At 29.7% G+C, this 18,421-nt stretch carries 15 protein-coding genes; 9 read left to right on the top strand and 6 right to left on the bottom strand.

The genetic code is table 11. From position 1 onward, the window contains the following. Positions 1–14 precede the first annotated feature (14 nt). The 6 genes from ACFQZW_RS12325 to ACFQZW_RS12300 all read right to left on the bottom strand — a co-directional run bounded on the left by ACFQZW_RS12325 (position 15) and on the right by ACFQZW_RS12300 (position 10,051). Positions 15–1,457, bottom strand: coding sequence for an SLC13 family permease (locus tag ACFQZW_RS12325; RefSeq protein ID WP_386783384.1), 1,443 nt, complete (start codon positions 1,455–1,457; stop codon positions 15–17). Positions 1,458–1,680: 223 nt separating this feature from the next. Further along, the gene (locus tag ACFQZW_RS12320; RefSeq protein ID WP_386783382.1) at positions 1,681–2,568 is read right to left on the bottom strand and encodes an alpha/beta hydrolase; all 888 of its coding nucleotides are present in this window, start codon (positions 2,566–2,568) and stop codon (positions 1,681–1,683) included. 249 nt (positions 2,569–2,817) lie between these two features. Then, the gene (locus ACFQZW_RS12315; protein WP_386783379.1) at positions 2,818–3,930 is read right to left on the bottom strand and encodes a glycan-binding surface protein; all 1,113 of its coding nucleotides are present in this window, start codon (positions 3,928–3,930) and stop codon (positions 2,818–2,820) included. A gap of 23 nt (positions 3,931–3,953) precedes the next feature. Next, entirely contained in the window at positions 3,954–5,684 is a 1,731-nt protein-coding gene (locus ACFQZW_RS12310; RefSeq protein ID WP_386783376.1) for a RagB/SusD family nutrient uptake outer membrane protein, read from the bottom strand. An 11-nt stretch (positions 5,685–5,695) separates the two neighbouring features. Continuing rightward, the gene (locus ACFQZW_RS12305; protein WP_386783374.1) at positions 5,696–8,986 is read right to left on the bottom strand and encodes a SusC/RagA family TonB-linked outer membrane protein; all 3,291 of its coding nucleotides are present in this window, start codon (positions 8,984–8,986) and stop codon (positions 5,696–5,698) included. A gap of 186 nt (positions 8,987–9,172) precedes the next feature. Continuing rightward, complete coding sequence (locus tag ACFQZW_RS12300) at positions 9,173–10,051, bottom strand: helix-turn-helix domain-containing protein (protein WP_386783372.1); 879 nt, start codon at positions 10,049–10,051, stop codon at positions 9,173–9,175. A gap of 530 nt (positions 10,052–10,581) precedes the next feature. Here ACFQZW_RS12300 and ACFQZW_RS12295 point away from each other — a divergent pair. From ACFQZW_RS12295 to ACFQZW_RS12255, 9 genes are all read left to right on the top strand, one after another. After that, complete coding sequence (locus ACFQZW_RS12295; protein ID WP_386783370.1) at positions 10,582–10,842, top strand: hypothetical protein; 261 nt, start codon at positions 10,582–10,584, stop codon at positions 10,840–10,842. A gap of 9 nt (positions 10,843–10,851) precedes the next feature. Further along, positions 10,852–11,970: a glycoside hydrolase family 26 protein gene (locus ACFQZW_RS12290; RefSeq protein WP_386783368.1), complete on the top strand. Its 1,119-nt coding sequence runs from the start codon at positions 10,852–10,854 to the stop codon at positions 11,968–11,970. Between the two features lie 12 nt (positions 11,971–11,982). After that, positions 11,983–13,161 carry a glycoside hydrolase family 130 protein gene (locus ACFQZW_RS12285; RefSeq protein ID WP_386783366.1) on the top strand — a complete coding sequence of 393 codons (1,179 nt, stop codon included), beginning with the start codon at positions 11,983–11,985 and terminating at the stop codon, positions 13,159–13,161. 21 nt (positions 13,162–13,182) lie between these two features. Beyond that, complete coding sequence (locus ACFQZW_RS12280) at positions 13,183–14,430, top strand: AGE family epimerase/isomerase (RefSeq protein WP_386783364.1); 1,248 nt, start codon at positions 13,183–13,185, stop codon at positions 14,428–14,430. Continuing rightward, positions 14,420–15,793: an MFS transporter gene (locus tag ACFQZW_RS12275; protein ID WP_386783362.1), complete on the top strand. Its 1,374-nt coding sequence runs from the start codon at positions 14,420–14,422 to the stop codon at positions 15,791–15,793. The genes ACFQZW_RS12280 and ACFQZW_RS12275 overlap by 11 nt, the downstream gene beginning before the upstream one ends. A 42-nt stretch (positions 15,794–15,835) precedes the next feature. After that, a complete protein-coding gene (locus ACFQZW_RS12270) occupies positions 15,836–16,168 on the top strand; it encodes a LysE family translocator (protein ID WP_386783427.1) in 333 nt (110 codons plus the stop codon). A gap of 266 nt (positions 16,169–16,434) precedes the next feature. After that, positions 16,435–17,181, top strand: a complete 747-nt coding sequence (locus ACFQZW_RS12265; protein WP_386783360.1) for a DUF6597 domain-containing transcriptional factor — start codon at positions 16,435–16,437, stop codon at positions 17,179–17,181. Positions 17,182–17,183: 2 nt separating this feature from the next. Next, positions 17,184–17,633, top strand: coding sequence for a VOC family protein (locus ACFQZW_RS12260; RefSeq protein WP_386783357.1), 450 nt, complete (start codon positions 17,184–17,186; stop codon positions 17,631–17,633). Positions 17,634–17,752: 119 nt separating this feature from the next. Next, entirely contained in the window at positions 17,753–18,346 is a 594-nt protein-coding gene (locus ACFQZW_RS12255) for an aspartyl/asparaginyl beta-hydroxylase domain-containing protein (RefSeq protein WP_386783355.1), read from the top strand. Positions 18,347–18,421 lie beyond the last annotated feature (75 nt).

The raw sequence follows: 18,421 nt of genomic DNA, 5'->3' as shown, positions 1-18,421 counted from the left end.
TTTAAATTTTTTGTTTAATTCAATTCCCAAACGACTGGAAGAATAAAATAAACAATTAGCGTTAATAGAATGATTGAAATAATATTCATCCAAACCCCTTTTTTAACCATATCTTCAATTTTAAGGTATCCAGAACCGAAAACTACCGCATTTGGAGGTGTTGCTACAGGTAACATAAAAGCGCAAGAGGCTGCTAAAGTTGCTCCAACGAGTAATAAAAAAGGGTTTATATCAATGGCAGTTGCCAGTGAAACTAAAACAGGTAATAACATAGCTGTTGTTGCTAAATTTGAAGTTATTTCTGTTAAAAAATTTACAGACCCAATTAAAATTAATAATAATAAAATAAGAGGTAAGGAACTTAATGAATTCATTTGCTCTCCAATCCAAACTGCTAAACCACTAGATTCAAAACCAAGGGCTAAGGCCATACCTCCGCCAAATAATAAAACAATCCCCCATGGTAATTTTACAGCATCTTCCCATGACATAATTTTTACACCTTTTTCTTTTGCAGGAAGTAAAAATAAAGTTATAGCAAAAACAACTGCAATAATAGTATCATCGATATTTGGGATAAACTTTTTAATAAAAAAAGATCTAGTAATCCAAGCAAAAGCAGTCAATAAAAAAACTAAAAAAACTATTTTTTCTTCATAAGAAATTTTCCCCAAAGATTTTAATTGTTTGTTTATTTCCTGGATTCCTCCTGGAAATTGTTTTTTTTCAAATTTAAATGTAAATCGAGTTAAATAGAACCAACAGATTAATAAAAGTATTACTGATATAGGAAATCCAAACATAAACCATTTCGAAAACGAAATTTCTATGTTATAAGCTTGCTTTACAACTCCAGCCAAAACAAGATTAGGAGGTGTTCCAATAAGAGTTGCCATACCACCTATTGAAGCGCTGTAGGCAATTGATAACATTAAGGCCTTGCCAAAAATTAAATTCTCATTTTCAATAGTATTAGGGTTGTCTTTTAAGTGTGTTACAATAGCCATTCCTACAGGTAATATCATTACAGCCGAAGCAGTGTTTGATATCCACATAGATAAAAATGCTGTAGCAATCATAAATCCAAGAATTATATTAGTAACATTTGTTCCTACAATCTTAATAATTGTTAGTGCAATTCTTTTATGTAATTTCCATTTTTCAATGGCAAGTGCTAAAATAAAACCTCCAATATATAGGAATACATATTTATGACCATATGAAGCAGTTGTTTGATTTAAGTCCATTCCGCCAGATAAAGGGAAAAGTACGATTGGCAATAAGGCTGTAATTGCAATTGGAATAGCTTCTGTAATCCACCAAACAGCAATCCAAATTGCCGTTGCTAAAACAGCATTTGCTGAATCTGATAGACCATAAGGATGAAAAAACAGAATAATCAATATAAATAATATAGGACCTAAAAATAAACCTATTTTGCGTTTAGAAATATTCATGGAAATTTGAATTTAGTTAAATTAACATTGGTTATACTTTCAATTTTTTAAGCATATATTTAATCAAAAGTTTGTAATAAATTGGAAAAACTAATGTTAAGGTCTCAATAAAAGAACAATACTATTATACATTAACCCAAGTCAAATTAGATTTTAATATAAAGCAGCTTTACTATTTATTTAGCGTAATAAAATTTGTAGGAATACTTTTTGAATATAATTTTTACTTTTTAGTTTTAATAATTTTAGTTTGAATGATTTTATTTTGAATAATAGTTTGATTGAAAAAATTAAAGATATCTTTTAAATCTGAAAATGGTATTCCTGCAACTTCATGCCCTCCTCCTTTTACGATATTAAAATAATAAGGAATCTCAAAAGTTTCTAGCTTTTTAACCATTTGATGAGAGCCTTCCATTATGAGATAACCGGGTTTTTCTGAATTACAATAGTGATGTGGAGCTATTCCAAAAGGAACTAATTTATCATTTGTACCATGATAAAATACACTAGGAATTGCGTTATCTTTATTAATATATTCAGAATTAATAATAGCACCTGCACAAGAAAATAATCCAGAAAATTTCACACTCTTATATTTCTGTGTATCAGAGACAAAATAATCCCTCATAAAAACAGCATTAGAAACACTTTCTGCGCCGGCACTGCTTCCAGCAGCTATTAAATAATTTGGGTTGATATTTAGTTCTTCTGAATTATCAACAATAAAGGCTGCAGCATCTAAATAATCTATAACAGCTTGTTTTATAGTTTCAAGTTTTGTTTCCTTAGGGCAATTACATCCAAAACCAGTTTCAGTTCCTTTTCTCAATAATCGATAAGAAATTGAAATGCCAATAAAACCATTTTGAGCAGCAAATTGGCAAAGTAAAGAATTATATTTCGAATCTCTTGTGCCTCCTGAAAACCCTCCACCATGCATCCAAATTAATACAGGAAGCTTTTTGTCAATCGGTTGAATCTCATCTGGAGAATACACATCCAACTTAAGTGTATCAACCCCTTTTATTGCATATGTGTAAGTTTTTTTGGTTTGTGAAAATACTAAAAAAGTAAAAAAAGTAAAAAAAATAGAGATTAAAATCTTCATGGAATTATTTGTTATTAGTCAATTTAAAATAGTTTTCTAAAAAAATAGGTTGAACATTACTTTTAGTCTATCAGCAGTTGTCCAACTGAGATAAGTTCAATTATCAAAAAATACAGCATTTTTACATCTAGTAAAATAATGCTTATTTATTATGCTACTGCTTTTTCAATTCTATATTTCTTAAGCGTACTATGATTATTATAGTTCTTAGTTAAAAAAATAAACTTTAAAATTAATATAAACTATGAATTACTTTTTTACAAACCTAAAATTAGCCATTGAAAAATCAAAACTTCTTGCAGATTTTGGTTGGCAAAGTAGAAAAAACCTCTTACCAAGAGCATAAGTGCCCGAGTCGGGAAACATATCTACAACTTCTGTTTTCATAGTTCTCCATGTGTCATAAGTATTAAGCGGTGTGGAATTGCCATAGGGATCCCAAGTGTTATTATTAAATTTAATTTGATCATCTATACTTATTGGTTGAGAACTTGATGTGTAGGCTTCAAAAATAAAATAGTAATCTTGAGGGTTATCTAATATATCTTGATCCGTAATAGAATAATTTTTTGCAAATAAATTATTATAGGACCATGCAGAAAATGAGCCAGCCATTCTAATAAATGACCCATTAAGTGCTACAGGGTCTCCTTCATTACTTCCATCCGTCACATATTTATCAGAATAATTATCAAAATTAAACAGAATATATCCTTCATTTCTATAGGAGATATCAATAGGGTTTACCACTTTAGGACTACTAAGTACAAACTTAGAATTACTTATTGCATTTGTAGGGATAACAATATCAATTGTATTTGATGTGAAATTAGTAGCTACAACGTCCTCCCCATTATATGAGATCACTGTTTCTTCTTCATTCAAATTATATAAATCAAAATTAGAACCAATTATTTGGACAGTTTCACCTGGTAAAGCAAACTCATTATATAGTCCTTCAATTTTAATTTCTGGTATTGTTACACTAATGGGGTGTGAAGCTTCTCCAAGTTTGGTAATTACAGTAACCTTATTTGTAACTTGTTGAGGGATTTCTCTTGGAATAGCTAAAGTTATTTTATGCCTAGTTGCATAAATAGTTGTTAGATCTAACTCAATATCATTGATAGTAATAGATTTTACATCAGTTAAGTTGTCTCCAATGACGTTAATCATATCATCAAACTCAGCTGTTGATACACTTGTATTATCGAAAGGAATTGTTATATCTGTAATACTTGGGGGTCCATATGAGGTTAATTCATCATCCCAATTATCATTATATGTAACCACATCAGAACATGAAATTATAAATATTGCTATTAAAAATAGAAAAAGATATTTCTTTACATAATTTTTCATAATATTTTTATTTAATTAAGTTATTACCATCCTGGGTTATTTTCATTTATAGCTTCATTAGAATTAATTTCTGTATTTGGAATTGGATACAATAAATGTCTTTCAGTTCTTAATTTGTTTACACCTACTTCATCAAATCCTCCTATTGAATTCATTACTTTAAGGTATATTCCCCACCTTAATAAATCCCAACGTCTATCTCCTTCAGCGGCAAGTTCTCTTGCTCTTTCTTCTATAACTGCAGAACGAAAACTAATAAGGTCTGTAATACTATTATTTCCTGCTAAACTAAATGGGGTTGCTAAACTTCTTTCTCTAACCCTATTGATACTTGCAAGAGCATCTTGGGTTGGGCCTCCATAAAATTCATTTGCCGCTTCAGCATAAATTAAAAGAACTTCGGCAAATCTCATAAAAGGCCAATTTGCGTCTTGTCGATCTATACTGTTATCAGAAACAAATGAATATTTAGTTAAATATGCCAAATAATTACTACTACCAATTGTACTGTAGTAAGTTCGATTATCATCATAAGGATATTCTTCATTTTTAACTCTTTCGTTCCATATACCAAAACTTGGGTAGGCGGAACCTCCATTAAACGTATTTTGATTTTGAGTTACCCATTTATGCATAACCCCTTCATAGATTCTCAAATCATTTTCTTCAAATAATTTATACCAATGATCCCTCATTCCATACCATTTACCTGAAATTACATAACCATTAGAATCATAAGTTCCAGAGTATGACTTTGGGTATTGAGGACCGTATATTGCATCTCCAGAAATTGTTTGAAGACTCCACATATGTTCAACTTTGTTTTTTGATTCTTGTGTCCATAAACTAGAATATGGCAGTAAATCATAACTTCCATACTCTCCTTCAATAACTTGTTTAGCCTTGTCCATAGCTAGCTTATAATATGTATTTGAGTCAAATTCTTCATAGCCTGCAACAGGCTCTTTATTTAATGCTAACAATGTGTGAGCGGTGTAAAACTTATTTCCTGTAGCATCTGTTTCCATTGGAATTCCACCTTTTATATTAATTATACCAGAAGGCATTGAAGCCGATCCAATAGTTATATATACTTTAGAAAGGAAAGCAGCTGCAACACCAGCAGAGACTCTTCCCTCTATAAATGAACCATCAGTATTTTTATAGGTGTTTTCTTCAGCATAAGTTAACAATTCAATAATATGTTCATAAACATTGGGGATAGATTGCCTTGGTTGGTTTACGTTTTCAATACCAGAATTTACTGAATGTTTCCAAATTGGCAATTCTCCAAAAGCTCTGACCAACATAAAATAAGCATAACCTTTTATAAAGTTTAATTCTCCTGTGACATTTGCCCTGTGGGTACTAGAAATATTAGACATTTTTTCAATATTTTCTAAAGCAAAATTAGCTCTATGGATGAGATTGTATAATTGCTCCCACATAGATTGGGTATGTTCTGACCCCTGAAAATTTCCAGCTCCAAATGAACTAAATGCCCAACTAGGACCTGTTATATAATCACAGTCCATATCATATACATTTGGAAACATGTTGTATCTATACATAGAAGAAAATCCTTCATACACTCCAGTTACCCATAAATCAGCGCCAGCTTCCGAATCAGGGATATCTGTATCTTGAATAAAGTCAAATTTTTCCTCTTCTATTGCTTTTACGCAAGAAACCAACCCAGCCAAGAGCATAAAGGCTGCTAGAATAAAAAATAATTGTATTCTTAAATTTTTCATTTTTTTCATTTTTAAAATTCAACATTAAATCCAATAGAATAAGTTCTGCTTGAAGGATATGAATATATATCAACACCTTTCCTAGAAGCATCTCCTGCAAATGCGTTAACATCTGGATCAAACCAACTATAGTTTGATATTGTAAAGACATTGGAAACACCCCCATATAGATAAATTTTATTTATTCCTTTAAATTTTGAGTTAAACGTATATCCTAAATTAATGTTTTTAAGTCTTACATAGCTTCCGTCCTCTATATGTCTATTGGAAACAAGTAAGTTTCTAGTATAGGTACGTATTGCTTTTGGCCATTTTGCATTTGTATTATCGGCACCATCAATCCACCTTGAGTTATATACAAACTCAGGTATATTTGCAATATTTGCTATATCAATATTAGTTAGATTGCCATTAAATAAGTCATTCCCAATAACCCCTTGAAAGAAAAAACCTAGGTTAAAACCTTTGAATTTAAAATTGTTTGTCAAACCAAATGTATAGTCTGGGTTTGCATCTCCAATTACAGTTTTATCTGCTGCTGTAATAGCTCCATCTTTATTAATATCTCTATATTTTACTTCTCCAATAAAACTTTCAGGATTAGTTACTGTTGCATTAACAGGGTCTGCTAAAACTTCAGCTTTATTATCATAAAGTCCATCCTCAACATATCCGTACATTGTACCAATTGGGAGTCCATTTCTTTGAATGAAAAACTGGTCAACACCATACCATAATTCTGCACCAAATTGATCTCCTTTTAACCCTCCAATTTTATTTTTATTAAAAGAAATATTAGCATCAACATTCCATTTAAATTTGTTTCTATCAATTACTTTAAAGCTAGTGGAAATTTCAAGTCCTTTATTAATAACATTTCCAGAGTTTGTCCACATAGTGTCAAAGCCTGAGCTAGAAGGTGTGCCCACTCTTTGTAATAAATCTCTAGTCTTTTTTAAATAGTATTCGACAGTTAGATCTAAATGGTTATTAAAAATTGAAAAATCTAAACCTATATTAAATTGTTCAGTAGTTTCCCATTTCAAATTTGGATTTAGAGCCCCTCTCCAGGTACTTTCAGAAAAACCGCTTGAAAGGCTGCCTCCAAAGGGATAATTTGAAGTTGATAAATAGACTTGTGTTTGGTAGGCGCTAATTCCTTGATTCCCTGTTTGTCCATAACTTAAACGAAATTTTAAATCATCAAAAAAGTTTAGATTTTTTATAAACTTTTCTTCTGAGGCTCTCCAAGAAAATGCTCCTGAAGCAAAATTTGCAAACTTATTATTCTCAGCAAATTTGCTAGACCCATCTCTTCTATATGAAACTGTGAAATTATACTTGTTAAACAAAGAATAATTTAAGCGACCTAGTAATGACATTAAGGATGTTTGTCCTCTACTACTTGAGGGTAAATTTTGAACTAATCCTTGAGAAATATCATAATATTTTGTCAAATCAGTAGGAAAGTTTGTTGCTGAAATTGATTTTCGAGCATAATTAGATTCTTCATAAGTAAATCCACCTACAATATTTAAGCGATGATTATTATTAAATTTCTTATCATAAGTAAAAATTGATTCTGCAGTCAATTTCTGATGCCAACTATCACTTAACCCAGCTTTTCCATTTATTGGTGGCCTACCTTCTTGGGTGTGTCTGCTATAATAAGTTCCTCTATTATTGCTTGAATAACTTAAACCTATGTTTTGACGAAATTTCAAGTTTTTTTGCAATTGTAACTCTACATATGAAGATGTGAAAATGTTGATAGCTCTGACTCTATCTTTAGCAGAGTTTACGTAAACTATAGGGTTAGAAGCTAGCCAATTCAATTCATCAGACTCATCCAAACTAATATTTTTAGAATAATTTACAGGAAACCTCATAGCAGATTTAATAATGCCATAATCTTGAGAATTTGATTTTGTGAAGTCTGTATTAGAATTTGTGTAATTTATGTTCACTCCTAAATCTATCCAATCTCTAACTTTTCTTCCAATATTAGCCCTTAATGTTAACCTTTCATACCCAGTATTTTTAATGGTACCTTCTTGATCATAATAATTACCCGAAAAAGTATACCAACCTTTATCACTTCCTCCTGAAACTCTCATGTTGTATTCTTTTGAAAAACTAGTTTGTAAGATTCCATCAAGCCAATCAGATCCTTCTACCAGAGAAGAATTTCCAAAGTCATCATTATAAAAACCAGGGTTTAGATAATCTTCTGGTAAAGGACTGTATTTACCTGTTTCATAATCAATTTCACCATTAACATCTCTAGAATACGTCCACGACCCATTAAAAGGTAGGTATGTGTATTCAAGACCATCGTATTTTTTGCTGTTAAAATATTGCTCATTTCTATACAATGCATATTCATAAGGTTTGAGCACATTAACTTTGTTTGCCATATGAGAAAATGAAGTATTTGATGAAAATTCAATTTTATCATAGCCTTTTACACCTCTTTTTGTAGTAATCATCACAACTCCATTAGAACCTCTAGAACCATATATAGCGGTTGCTGAAGCATCTTTTAATACTTCAATGGATTCAATATCATTTGGATTAATCCCAGCAAGTGCATTTGAGGTTTGGTTATTATTTTGATTTGCACTATCATCAAAAGCCATTGAAGCTACATCATATGGTATTCCATCAACAATATAAAGAGGTTGGGTGTTGGTTGAAAATGAATTAGCTCCTCTAATTTGGATACTAACACCTGCTCCAGGTGCTCCATCGTTTTGACTAACAGAAACACCGGCAATTCTTCCTTGCAAAGCTTTATTTATACTTGACGATGGATTTCCTTCTAAAATTTCAGAGGCTTTAATATTGTCTACTGAGCCTGTTAAATCACGTTTATTTACGGTTCCATACCCTATAACAACAACTTCATTAAGGCTTTCAATATTTTCAATTAAGGTTATATCAATTCTAGATTTATCATTAACTAAAATTTCTTGTGAAATATAACCTAAATAGCTAAATGCCAAAACGCTATTTGGCTGAACCTGAATGGAGAAATTTCCGTCAAAATCAGTAACGACTCCATTTGCAGTATTTTTTTCTAATACACTTACCCCTGGTAGTTTTAAACCTTTAGCATCGGTCACAGACCCCACAACTATTTGTTGCGCTATGGCAAAATGAGAAACAAGACTAAATAATAAAATAAAATAATTGTGTTTTGCTCTACAAAAAATACTTTTAAAAATTGATTTTTGCATGTTGTTTTTAATTAATTGATTAATTATGACTTCTTCATAATTAAAAATTAGTGAAGAAATCATAATGAAAAATTGATAAGATCAAAACTACAACAAAAGCCTTATTGCTAATAATATTATTTTGTCATTTATCTATCAAAAAAAATCAATTATAAAGTGTTTTGTTAAAATAAGGTTTTTAATTCATTAAAAAAATAAAAATAATTATATAAAATTGATGATATTAAATAATATAATGATTATATAGTATTACAAAATTCTTTTAATTCCTGAAAATTCATTTTTATACTGGCTGGGGGTGCATTTTTTTATTTTTTTGAAAACTCTATTGAAATTAGCTATATTGTTAAAACCACAATTTAAAGCTACTTCTGATATATTTGTATCTTTTTCAATTAACTTCATTGCAGCGAAACCAACTCTAACATCATTTAAATAATTTACAAAAGTTTTCCCGGTTCGTTTTTTTATAAATCTATTAAAGGATACTTGACTCATATTAACAATGTTAGAAACCTCGGCTAAGCTTAGTTTTCTGTGATAATTATCCTGAACAAACTCATATATTTTTTTTATTTTATCGCTATTTTCAAAACTTTGTCTCTCTACTGTGTATGTGGAAAGAAGAATTTGATTTCTTGAACTTGCTAAATCACACAAAATCGATATTAGCTCTAAGAAATAATCCATTCCATCAAGCCTAGATACTTGCGATAGTCTTTTATAAATATCGTTTGCTGTCTTAGTAGAAAAAAGAATCCCATGGGTAGATCTGTCTAGCATTTCTTTAATAGGTTTCATAATTCGTCTTGATAGTAATTTTTGATCAAATAAATCTTCGTGAAATTGAATTGTAATTTCATGAAGTTTTCCGCTTGTTCTATTGTGATTTAGCCATCCATGATGTAAATTAGGTCCAATCAAAACAAGTTCAATATCTCCAATTTCATCGATATGGTCTCCTACAACACGTTTTACTCCTTTTGCATTTTTTATAAAATTTAATTCGTATTCAGGGTGAAAATGAACTGGAAAATCAAATTCACTTTTAGTTCTATCAAATACTAGAAAACTGTCCTCTAAGGATAAAGGGGTGATTTCTCTATGTACATTCTTAATTACACTCATGATTTTTTATTTTTTATATAAATGATAAAATAGTATTACAAATATAAATATATTTATTTTAGTTTTGTTCTGTTATAATTCATTAATATTAAATAATCAAATAACCTTTAATGAATATAAAAATATTGTAATTTTAGAAGTTATATTATATAAAAATTTTATTTTCAAATAAATTTGAAATTTAGAAGTTTTTAAGTGTTTAGAGTGTGTTGTAAATATTTAAAAGATTTAATAAAAATGTCACTACTGATAAAATAAAAGTTATGGTTGGATGCAACATTAATAATGGGATTGGTAGAAATATTTAGTTAAATCTGAAATATAATCATAGAATTTTTTATTTGAGTTAAGTTTGAGTCTAATGCAGAGTGTATGTTATATATACTCTGTATTTATGTAAAATTGAATGCTATTTGGTCAATTATGAATAAAACAAGATTTTTAATATTGCTACTTGTAGGTTTTTTATGCAAGTAAGATGGTGAAATTAAAAGTTGTGAAACAAAACTATTAAAATTTTTAACGCAAAAATGAAACAAAACTTTACAATTACTGATATCAATACAACCATAAAAGTAAGTCCCCAAACAAATTTTAATAAGTTAACTTCACTTTTTACTATTTCAAAAGATGCATCTTTAATTAATCGAACATTTATTAAGGATGCATTGATTGAATTAACTAACTTAATTTTTACTCATAATAAAGTAGCTGTATTATATGAAGAAGATCAAAAAGAATATTTTTCAAATAATTCAGATTTTATGTTAAAAACCTTTTTGAACTCTTAAAAGTATATAATGAAAAAAAATGTACGAATCAATTTGTGTAAGCTTATTGTCTTTTCAGGATTTATAATAGTATTTATGTCATGTGTTGAAAGTAAAAAAGAAGAGATTACTTCTTTAAACTCAATTGTAGATAAATTTAATACTGTTAGGGGGAAAGGAATTTTATTTGGTCATCAAGATGATCTCGCGTATGGAATAGGTTGGAAATATATTGAAGGAGAATCTGATGTGAAGAGAGTTGCAGGTGATTACCCTGCATTATTTGGATGGGAATTAGGAGGATTAGAGTTAGATCATATAGTTAATTTGGACAGTGTACCTTTTGATCGCATGCGAAATCTTTCAATAAAAGCACATAATTTAGGAGGAATAAATACCTTTAGCTGGCATCCTTACTCTGTTATTGATAGTACTAGCTCTTGGACTAATGATGCAGAAGTTGTTAAACATATAATTTTAGGAGGGGCTCATCATAAAGCTTTTATAAAACAATTAGATAAAGTTGCTACTTTCTTTAAAAGTCTTAAAACAGATAATGGGAAAAAAATTCCATTTATTTTTAGGCCTTGGCATGAAATGGATGGTAATTGGTTTTGGTGGGGAAGGGAACAATGTACAACTTCAGAATTTAAAGAACTTTTTAAGCTAACTATTAACTATTTAAGAGAAACACATGGTCTTGAAAACATGTTAATCGCTTATTCTCCAGATAACCATTGGGAGACACTTGAAGAATATTATAGTTGGTATCCAGGTGATGAATATGTAGATATAATGGCAATGGATAACTATTATGGATTGAATAAAGAAAATGGAGAAAAAGAAGCTATTAGGAAACTACATATAATTATTAAAGAAGCAAAGTTAAAAGATAAATTTTCTGCTCTTACAGAAACAGGACTTGAAAATGTAACAAATAATAAATGGTTTACAAATAAATTAGGCTCAGTTTTAAAAGATTCAATTATAACAAAAGAATTAAGTTATGTTATGATTTGGCGTAACGATGAAAGAGTTCACTTTTTCTTTCCATATCCTGGGCATCCAGCAGCTTCGGATGCAAAAACATTTTTAGATAAGCCCGAAATTTTATTGCTAAATGATTTTTTGAGAGTACAGAAAAAATAAAACTAAGAGCAAATGAACAAAGATTTTAAACAACGACAAGAAAAAATTACGACTCAATATGAGCTATTAATAAATAAGAAAAATATCCCTATTTTTAGTGTAAATGGTATTTATAACAGATATGAAAATCCAATTTTAACACGCGATCATGTTCCATTGAATTGGCGATTTGATTTTAATGAAGAAACAAACCCTTTTTTTATGGAACGCATTGGTTTCAATGCTGTTTTTAACGCTGGAGCCATTAAAATTAAGGATAAATATTTATTGGTGGCTAGAGTAGAAGGAAATGATAGAAAATCTTTTTTTGCCATAGCCGAGAGTTCAAATGGTATTGACAATTTTAAATTTTGGGAAAAACCGATTACTATTCCTCAGTTAGAAAAACTAGATACAAACGTCTATGACATGCGTTTAACTCAGCATGATGATGGTTATATTTATGGTGTTTTTTGCAGCGAACGTAAAGATTCATCAGTACCTAAAGGAGATACCTCAGTAGCAATAGCAAATGCTGGAATTATTCGTACTAAAAACCTAAAAGATTGGGAACGTTTACCTGATTTAATTTCAACTACTGGTCAACAAAGAAATGTGGTATTATTTCCACATTTAATTCAAGGAAAATATGCTTTTTTTACAAGGCCGCAAGATGGTTTTATTGATACTGGTAGAGGTGGAGGAATTGGTTTTGGATTATCAGATACTATCGAGAATCCGGAAATAAAAGAAGAAAAAATTGTTGATCCAAAAATATATCATACTATTTACGAAGTTAAAAATGGATTAGGACCCGCACCTATAAAAACTGAAAAAGGATGGTTAAATATGGCTCATGGTGTTAGAGGGACTGCTGCAGGTTTACGATATACCTTATATCTATATATTTCTGATATTGACTGTCCTTGGAAAATTACACATAAACCACATGGACATTTTATCGCTCCATATAAAGAAGAACGTATTGGAGATGTTTCTAATGTAGTATTCTCAAATGGTTGGATTTTGGATGATGATGGAAAAATATATATTTATTATGCATCATCAGATACACGTTTGCATGTTGCAACTTCAACCATAGATCAATTATTAGATTATTGTATCAATTCACCGCAAGACAAATTGTATTCACACCTATCTGTTAAAACAATTAATAACTTAATAGAGGCTAATAAAAAAATGAAATGTTAATTAGTTAAATAAGTATTTTTTATGCTCGATAAGTCAAACAAAATAATAGAAAATGAGGGTACTAATTCTACTGATTTATTTACATTTAAAATTGAACTTCAAAAAGAGTTACATAAGTTATTAAATTTTTGGAGTACAGAAGTAATTGATGAAAAATATGGTGGTTTTTTAGGTAAAATAAATCATTTTGGTCAAAAATTCCCTAAATCTTCTAAAGGAATTATTTTAAATACAAGGATTCTTTGGACATTTTCAGCAGCATATAGAACTTCTAAAATTGAAAGATATAAAGCGATAGCAGACATTAGTTATCAATATCTAAATAAGCATTTTTTAGATACTAAAAATGGAGGTGTTTTTTGGGAAGTTGATTATCGTGGTGAACCAATTAACAAAAGAAAACAAGCATATGCACAAAGTTTTGCAATATATGCATATGCAGAATATTATAGAGTAACCAAAAATAAAGAAAGTCTATACAATGCGAAATCTTTATATAAAGTATTAGAGGTTAAATTTTGGGATGTTCAACATTCTGGTTATGTTGAAGCATTTGCTGAAAATTGGAATCAAATAGAGGATATGCGGTTGAGTGAAAAAGATTTGAATGCACCAAAATCAATGAATACGCATTTACATATCTTAGAGGCGTACTCAAATTTATATCGAGTTTGGCCTAATAAAACTCTTAAAAAAAGCATTGCTGATTTATTAGGAATTTTTAAAGAAAAAATTATTGATGAAAATTCTGGTCATTTTAACTTGTTTTTTGATATGGACTGGAAAATAAGGTCTGAAGCTATTTCTTTTGGTCACAATATTGAAGGTGCTTGGCTACTGCATGAAGCAGCTATTGTTATTAATGATAAGCAATGCATTGAAAAAAATAAAAAAATTGCTTTAAAACTAGTGGACATTACATTAAATGAAGGGTTTGATACAGATGGCTCTTTATTTAATGAATATGAAAATAATAAGCTTGATAAAGAAAAACATTGGTGGTCGCAAGCAGAAGCCATGGTAGGTCTTATGGATGCTTATGAAATAGATCCAAAACCTACTTATTTACGTAGTATTTTTAAACTATGGAACTTTATACAAGATTATTTAATTGATTCAGTTAATGGAGAATGGTTTTGGAGAATAGATGGCACTGGGAAAATAATTGAGACAGATGATAAGGTAGGCTTTTGGAAATGTCCTTATCATAATTCTAGAGCTTTGATGGAATTAATTGAACGGATTAACAATTTAAATCATGACAAATAAATTATTATTAAAAGAAAAAATAGGGTACAGTTTTGGAGATTTTGCATCTTCAATGTTTTGGAAGTTATTTTCCATGTTTTTAATGATTTATTATACAGATGTAGTAGAATTGTCTCCTGCATCAGTTGGTACAATGTTTTTATTAACTCGTTTATGGGATGGTTTAAACGATCCCATTATGGGTGTAATTGCAGACAGAACATCTACATCTAAGGGTAAATTTAGACCGTATCTTTTATGGGTAGCCATTCCATTTGCAATAATGGGTGTTTTAACATTTACCACTCCAAATTTTGGATCTTCTGGAAAATTAATATACGCTTACATAACTTATACTTTAATGATGATTGTTTACACAGCAATCAATGTGCCTTATTCTTCTTTAATGGGGGTTATGACATCAGATACCAAAGAAAGAACTTCATTAGCTTCTTTTCGTTTTATAGGGGCATATTCTGGTGGTATTTTTATGACTGCAACAGTTCCATATTTATTAGATTATTATAGAAATTTAGGCTTTGATGATTCACAAAGCTATCAATATACTGTAGGTATCTATTCAATTTTAGCAGCATTATTTTTTATTATGACTTATAAATGGATCACAGAAAGAGTTAAACCATTAATTGTAAAATCTACGATCAAAAATGATTTAAAAGATCTTGTAAAAAATGGACAATGGTTTATAATGTTATGTGCTGGAATTGCAGTTTTGATTTTTAATTCCTTAAGAGATGGTAGTATTATGTATTATTTTAAATATTTTGTAAAAGATCAAAAACTTCTTTATTTTGGAGAAGTAGCTTGGGATAAACTGGCTGGTGCATATATGACTATTTGGTTAATTACAAATTTAATAGGTGTTTTACTTGCAAAACCTGTCTCAGCTAAATTTGGTAAGAAAAATACTTTTATGGGTGCTATGATTTTAGCTGCAATATTTAGTGTTGTTTTTTATTGGGTACACCCAAATGATGTGGAACTTATTTTTGGATTGAATATAATTATAGGAATAACAGCCGGTATAGTTTTGCCACTTATTTGGTCTATGTATGCAGATATTGCCGATTATTCGGAATGGCAAACAGGTAGAAGAGCTACTGGATTGGTTTTTTCATCTTCTTCTATGTCTCAAAAAATGGGATGGACTTTAGGAGGTGCAATTACTGGTTGGCTGCTTGCAGGTTACGGCTTTGAAGCTAATTCAGTACAAACAGAAGAGTCTTTAAAAGGTATCAGACTTATGATAAGTATCTATCCGGCAATTGGTGCATTTTTATCCGCTGGAATTCTTATAATTTATAAGCTTAATGATTCTTTCATGGATAATATTATTGCCGATTTAGTGAATCGTAGAAATTAATAATCTTTTAATATTCCCTAAAAAATAGTTCTTGTTAATTGAATAGATTATCTTAAATTTCTTATAGTAACAACAAATTTAAAGCCAGATGAGAACTTTGAATTAAGTAAAGAAAATCAAGTTACTAATTATAGAAAAATTTATATTTCTGGAGTCTTTACTAATATTCTGAATCCTAAAGTAGCATTATTTTTTCTTGCATTTTTACCACAATTTATTGATCCAAGTTATGAGGTAAACTATTTACCTTTCTTGATTCTAGGAATTACATTTCTAACAACAGGAACAATTTGGTGTCTAATTTTAGCTTTGTTCATGTCCAAATTGTCGAATCAAATTCGAAAAAACTATAAAATAAAAAATTGGATAAAATAACAGGCGTACTATTTTTAACACTTGGGATAAAGCTAGCATTGACAAAAAAATAATTGTTAACATGAATGATAGAATGATATGTAATTGGATTGAAAGTATAAAATAAAGCTCAGTCTACAACAAATATTTATATAATTTATACTTAAATTTGAGCTAATAAAAAACAATAAACATTCAACAAACGGTTTGTTATCACTGAAAACCTCCGATTTTTCAGTCGTGCAAATCTTATAAGAAACTAGTTGTGTGTTATTTAATCAAACTGAGTGAGCTACCAAGAAAAACATACCAAAGGATTTATTTCCAACTTCATAAAAAGTTTTTGGGAGTTTGAGACTTGCGAAAATGAATGCTACTATGAAATACTTCCAGACGGATTTTTTGACCTGATTTTTGAAATTAAAAATGGGCAAATTACCAAAGTATCGTTGACAGGAGTTTGGACAAAACAAATTCAAATCTCGATACCAAAAAATATCAAATTGATTGGCGTTCGCTTCAAACTGATTTCAGCTGAGTATATTTTTAAAAAGTCAATCAAAGAACTTAAAAACACAACAACAAACTTGCCAACTAATTTTTTTGGCTGTGAAAATTTCGACTTTGGAAATTTCGAAAAATTTACCGATTCAATAACCGAAAAATTAAAATACGGACTCAAAAACCTAAAAGAAATTGACAGTAGAAAATTTGAACTTTTCAAGATTATTTATGATCGAAAAGGTGAAATTTCAGTCCAAGAAATTTCAGAAAGGACTTTTTGGAGCAAACGGCAAATTAACAGATATTTTAACAGTCGTTTCGGTTTTTCACTTAAAACATTCTGCAATATCTTAAAATGTCATTCATCATTAAAACATATTGCAAATGGTAAACTTTTTCCAGAAAATAATTATTACGACCAAGCCCATTTTATCAAGCAGGTAAAGCAGATTACAGGCTCGACACCAACTAATTTGTATTTGAACGAAAATGACCGATTTTTACAATTGACCACCATTCAGACAACGTAAATTTGTGTTTTCAACTAAAAAATAAAAAAATGAAAGCAAACAAATTAACCCCCAATTTTGAGGTAAAGAGTATTAGAGAAACCATTGAATTTTATCAAAACGTTTTAGGTTTTTCATTGGTAATGGTGGTTCCCGAAACGCAGGATGGAATTGAACAATCATTGACAGGCGGAAAGAATTATGTTTATGCTTTGGTAAGTAAAGACAATATAGAAATGATGTTTCAGCGGACTGACAGCTTCAAACAAGATGTTCTTCTAGCAAAAGACATTTCAATGGGAGCAAGTGTATCGTTCTATATGGAAATTGACGGAATTGATGACTTTTACAAGCAAATAAAAGACAAAGGTTTGAATCCAACCGAACTGAAAACGGCCTGGTACGGAATGCGTGAATTTTATCTAAAGGACAATAATGGTTACATACTTGGATTTGCTGAAAAAAGTGAGTAATGGACATAGAAACTTGCTGAAATTTATTGTCTAACACTAATAAGAAACTGTAAGCATAAATATTGTAAAACTGAAATGAAAAAAATTAGTAAGTATCAAAATAAATAGTCAAATACCATATGGAGACAACGAAACAGTTTAAAGACAGAATAAAATTACCTTTTACGTTTGATGTTGAAAAAATGCTTGTTGAAGTACAAGCATTAAAACAAGAACATTATGAATATTATAAAGTTATTTCATTGCGCGCTCCTGCTCATCTGGTTGATACATCATTACCTTTTCCTCCACCTGCAGAAGATTATGCAGATGGTTCCTGGACCAATTGGATGAATACACCAAATTTAGAAAGATCTCCTTATTTAAAAAGTATAATTAATAAATTTAAAGAATATACGACGGTTAATTTGGTTAGGTTATTATTTTTAGCACCAAATTCTGTTGTTGAAGAACATACAGATCCCACTTTAGCCTTGGAAGAAGAAAAATCAATGATTCGACTTACCATTCCTATAGATAATAATGAAGGCGTTGAGTTTTTTTTGAATGAGACTTTAGTACCAATGAAAGTTGGAGAATGTTGGTATTTGCGTTTATCCGAAAAGCATTACGTTATTAATAAGGGATTTGTCGACCGTATCAATTTAACGATCGATATCATACCAAATGATAAGATTATTGAAATCATTAATAGTGCTCATCAAGAATTTTAAATATATTTAACGAATAAACTACAAATAAGAAAAATTCAATCATGAACAGAAAAATGCTTTTTGAAGATGAAAGCG

The organism is Lutibacter aestuarii, from assembly GCF_042676885.1.
In the GTDB taxonomy this organism is placed as follows: Bacteria; Bacteroidota; Bacteroidia; order Flavobacteriales; family Flavobacteriaceae; genus Lutibacter; species Lutibacter aestuarii.
This window is presented reverse-complemented; position numbering and strand designations above follow the sequence as displayed.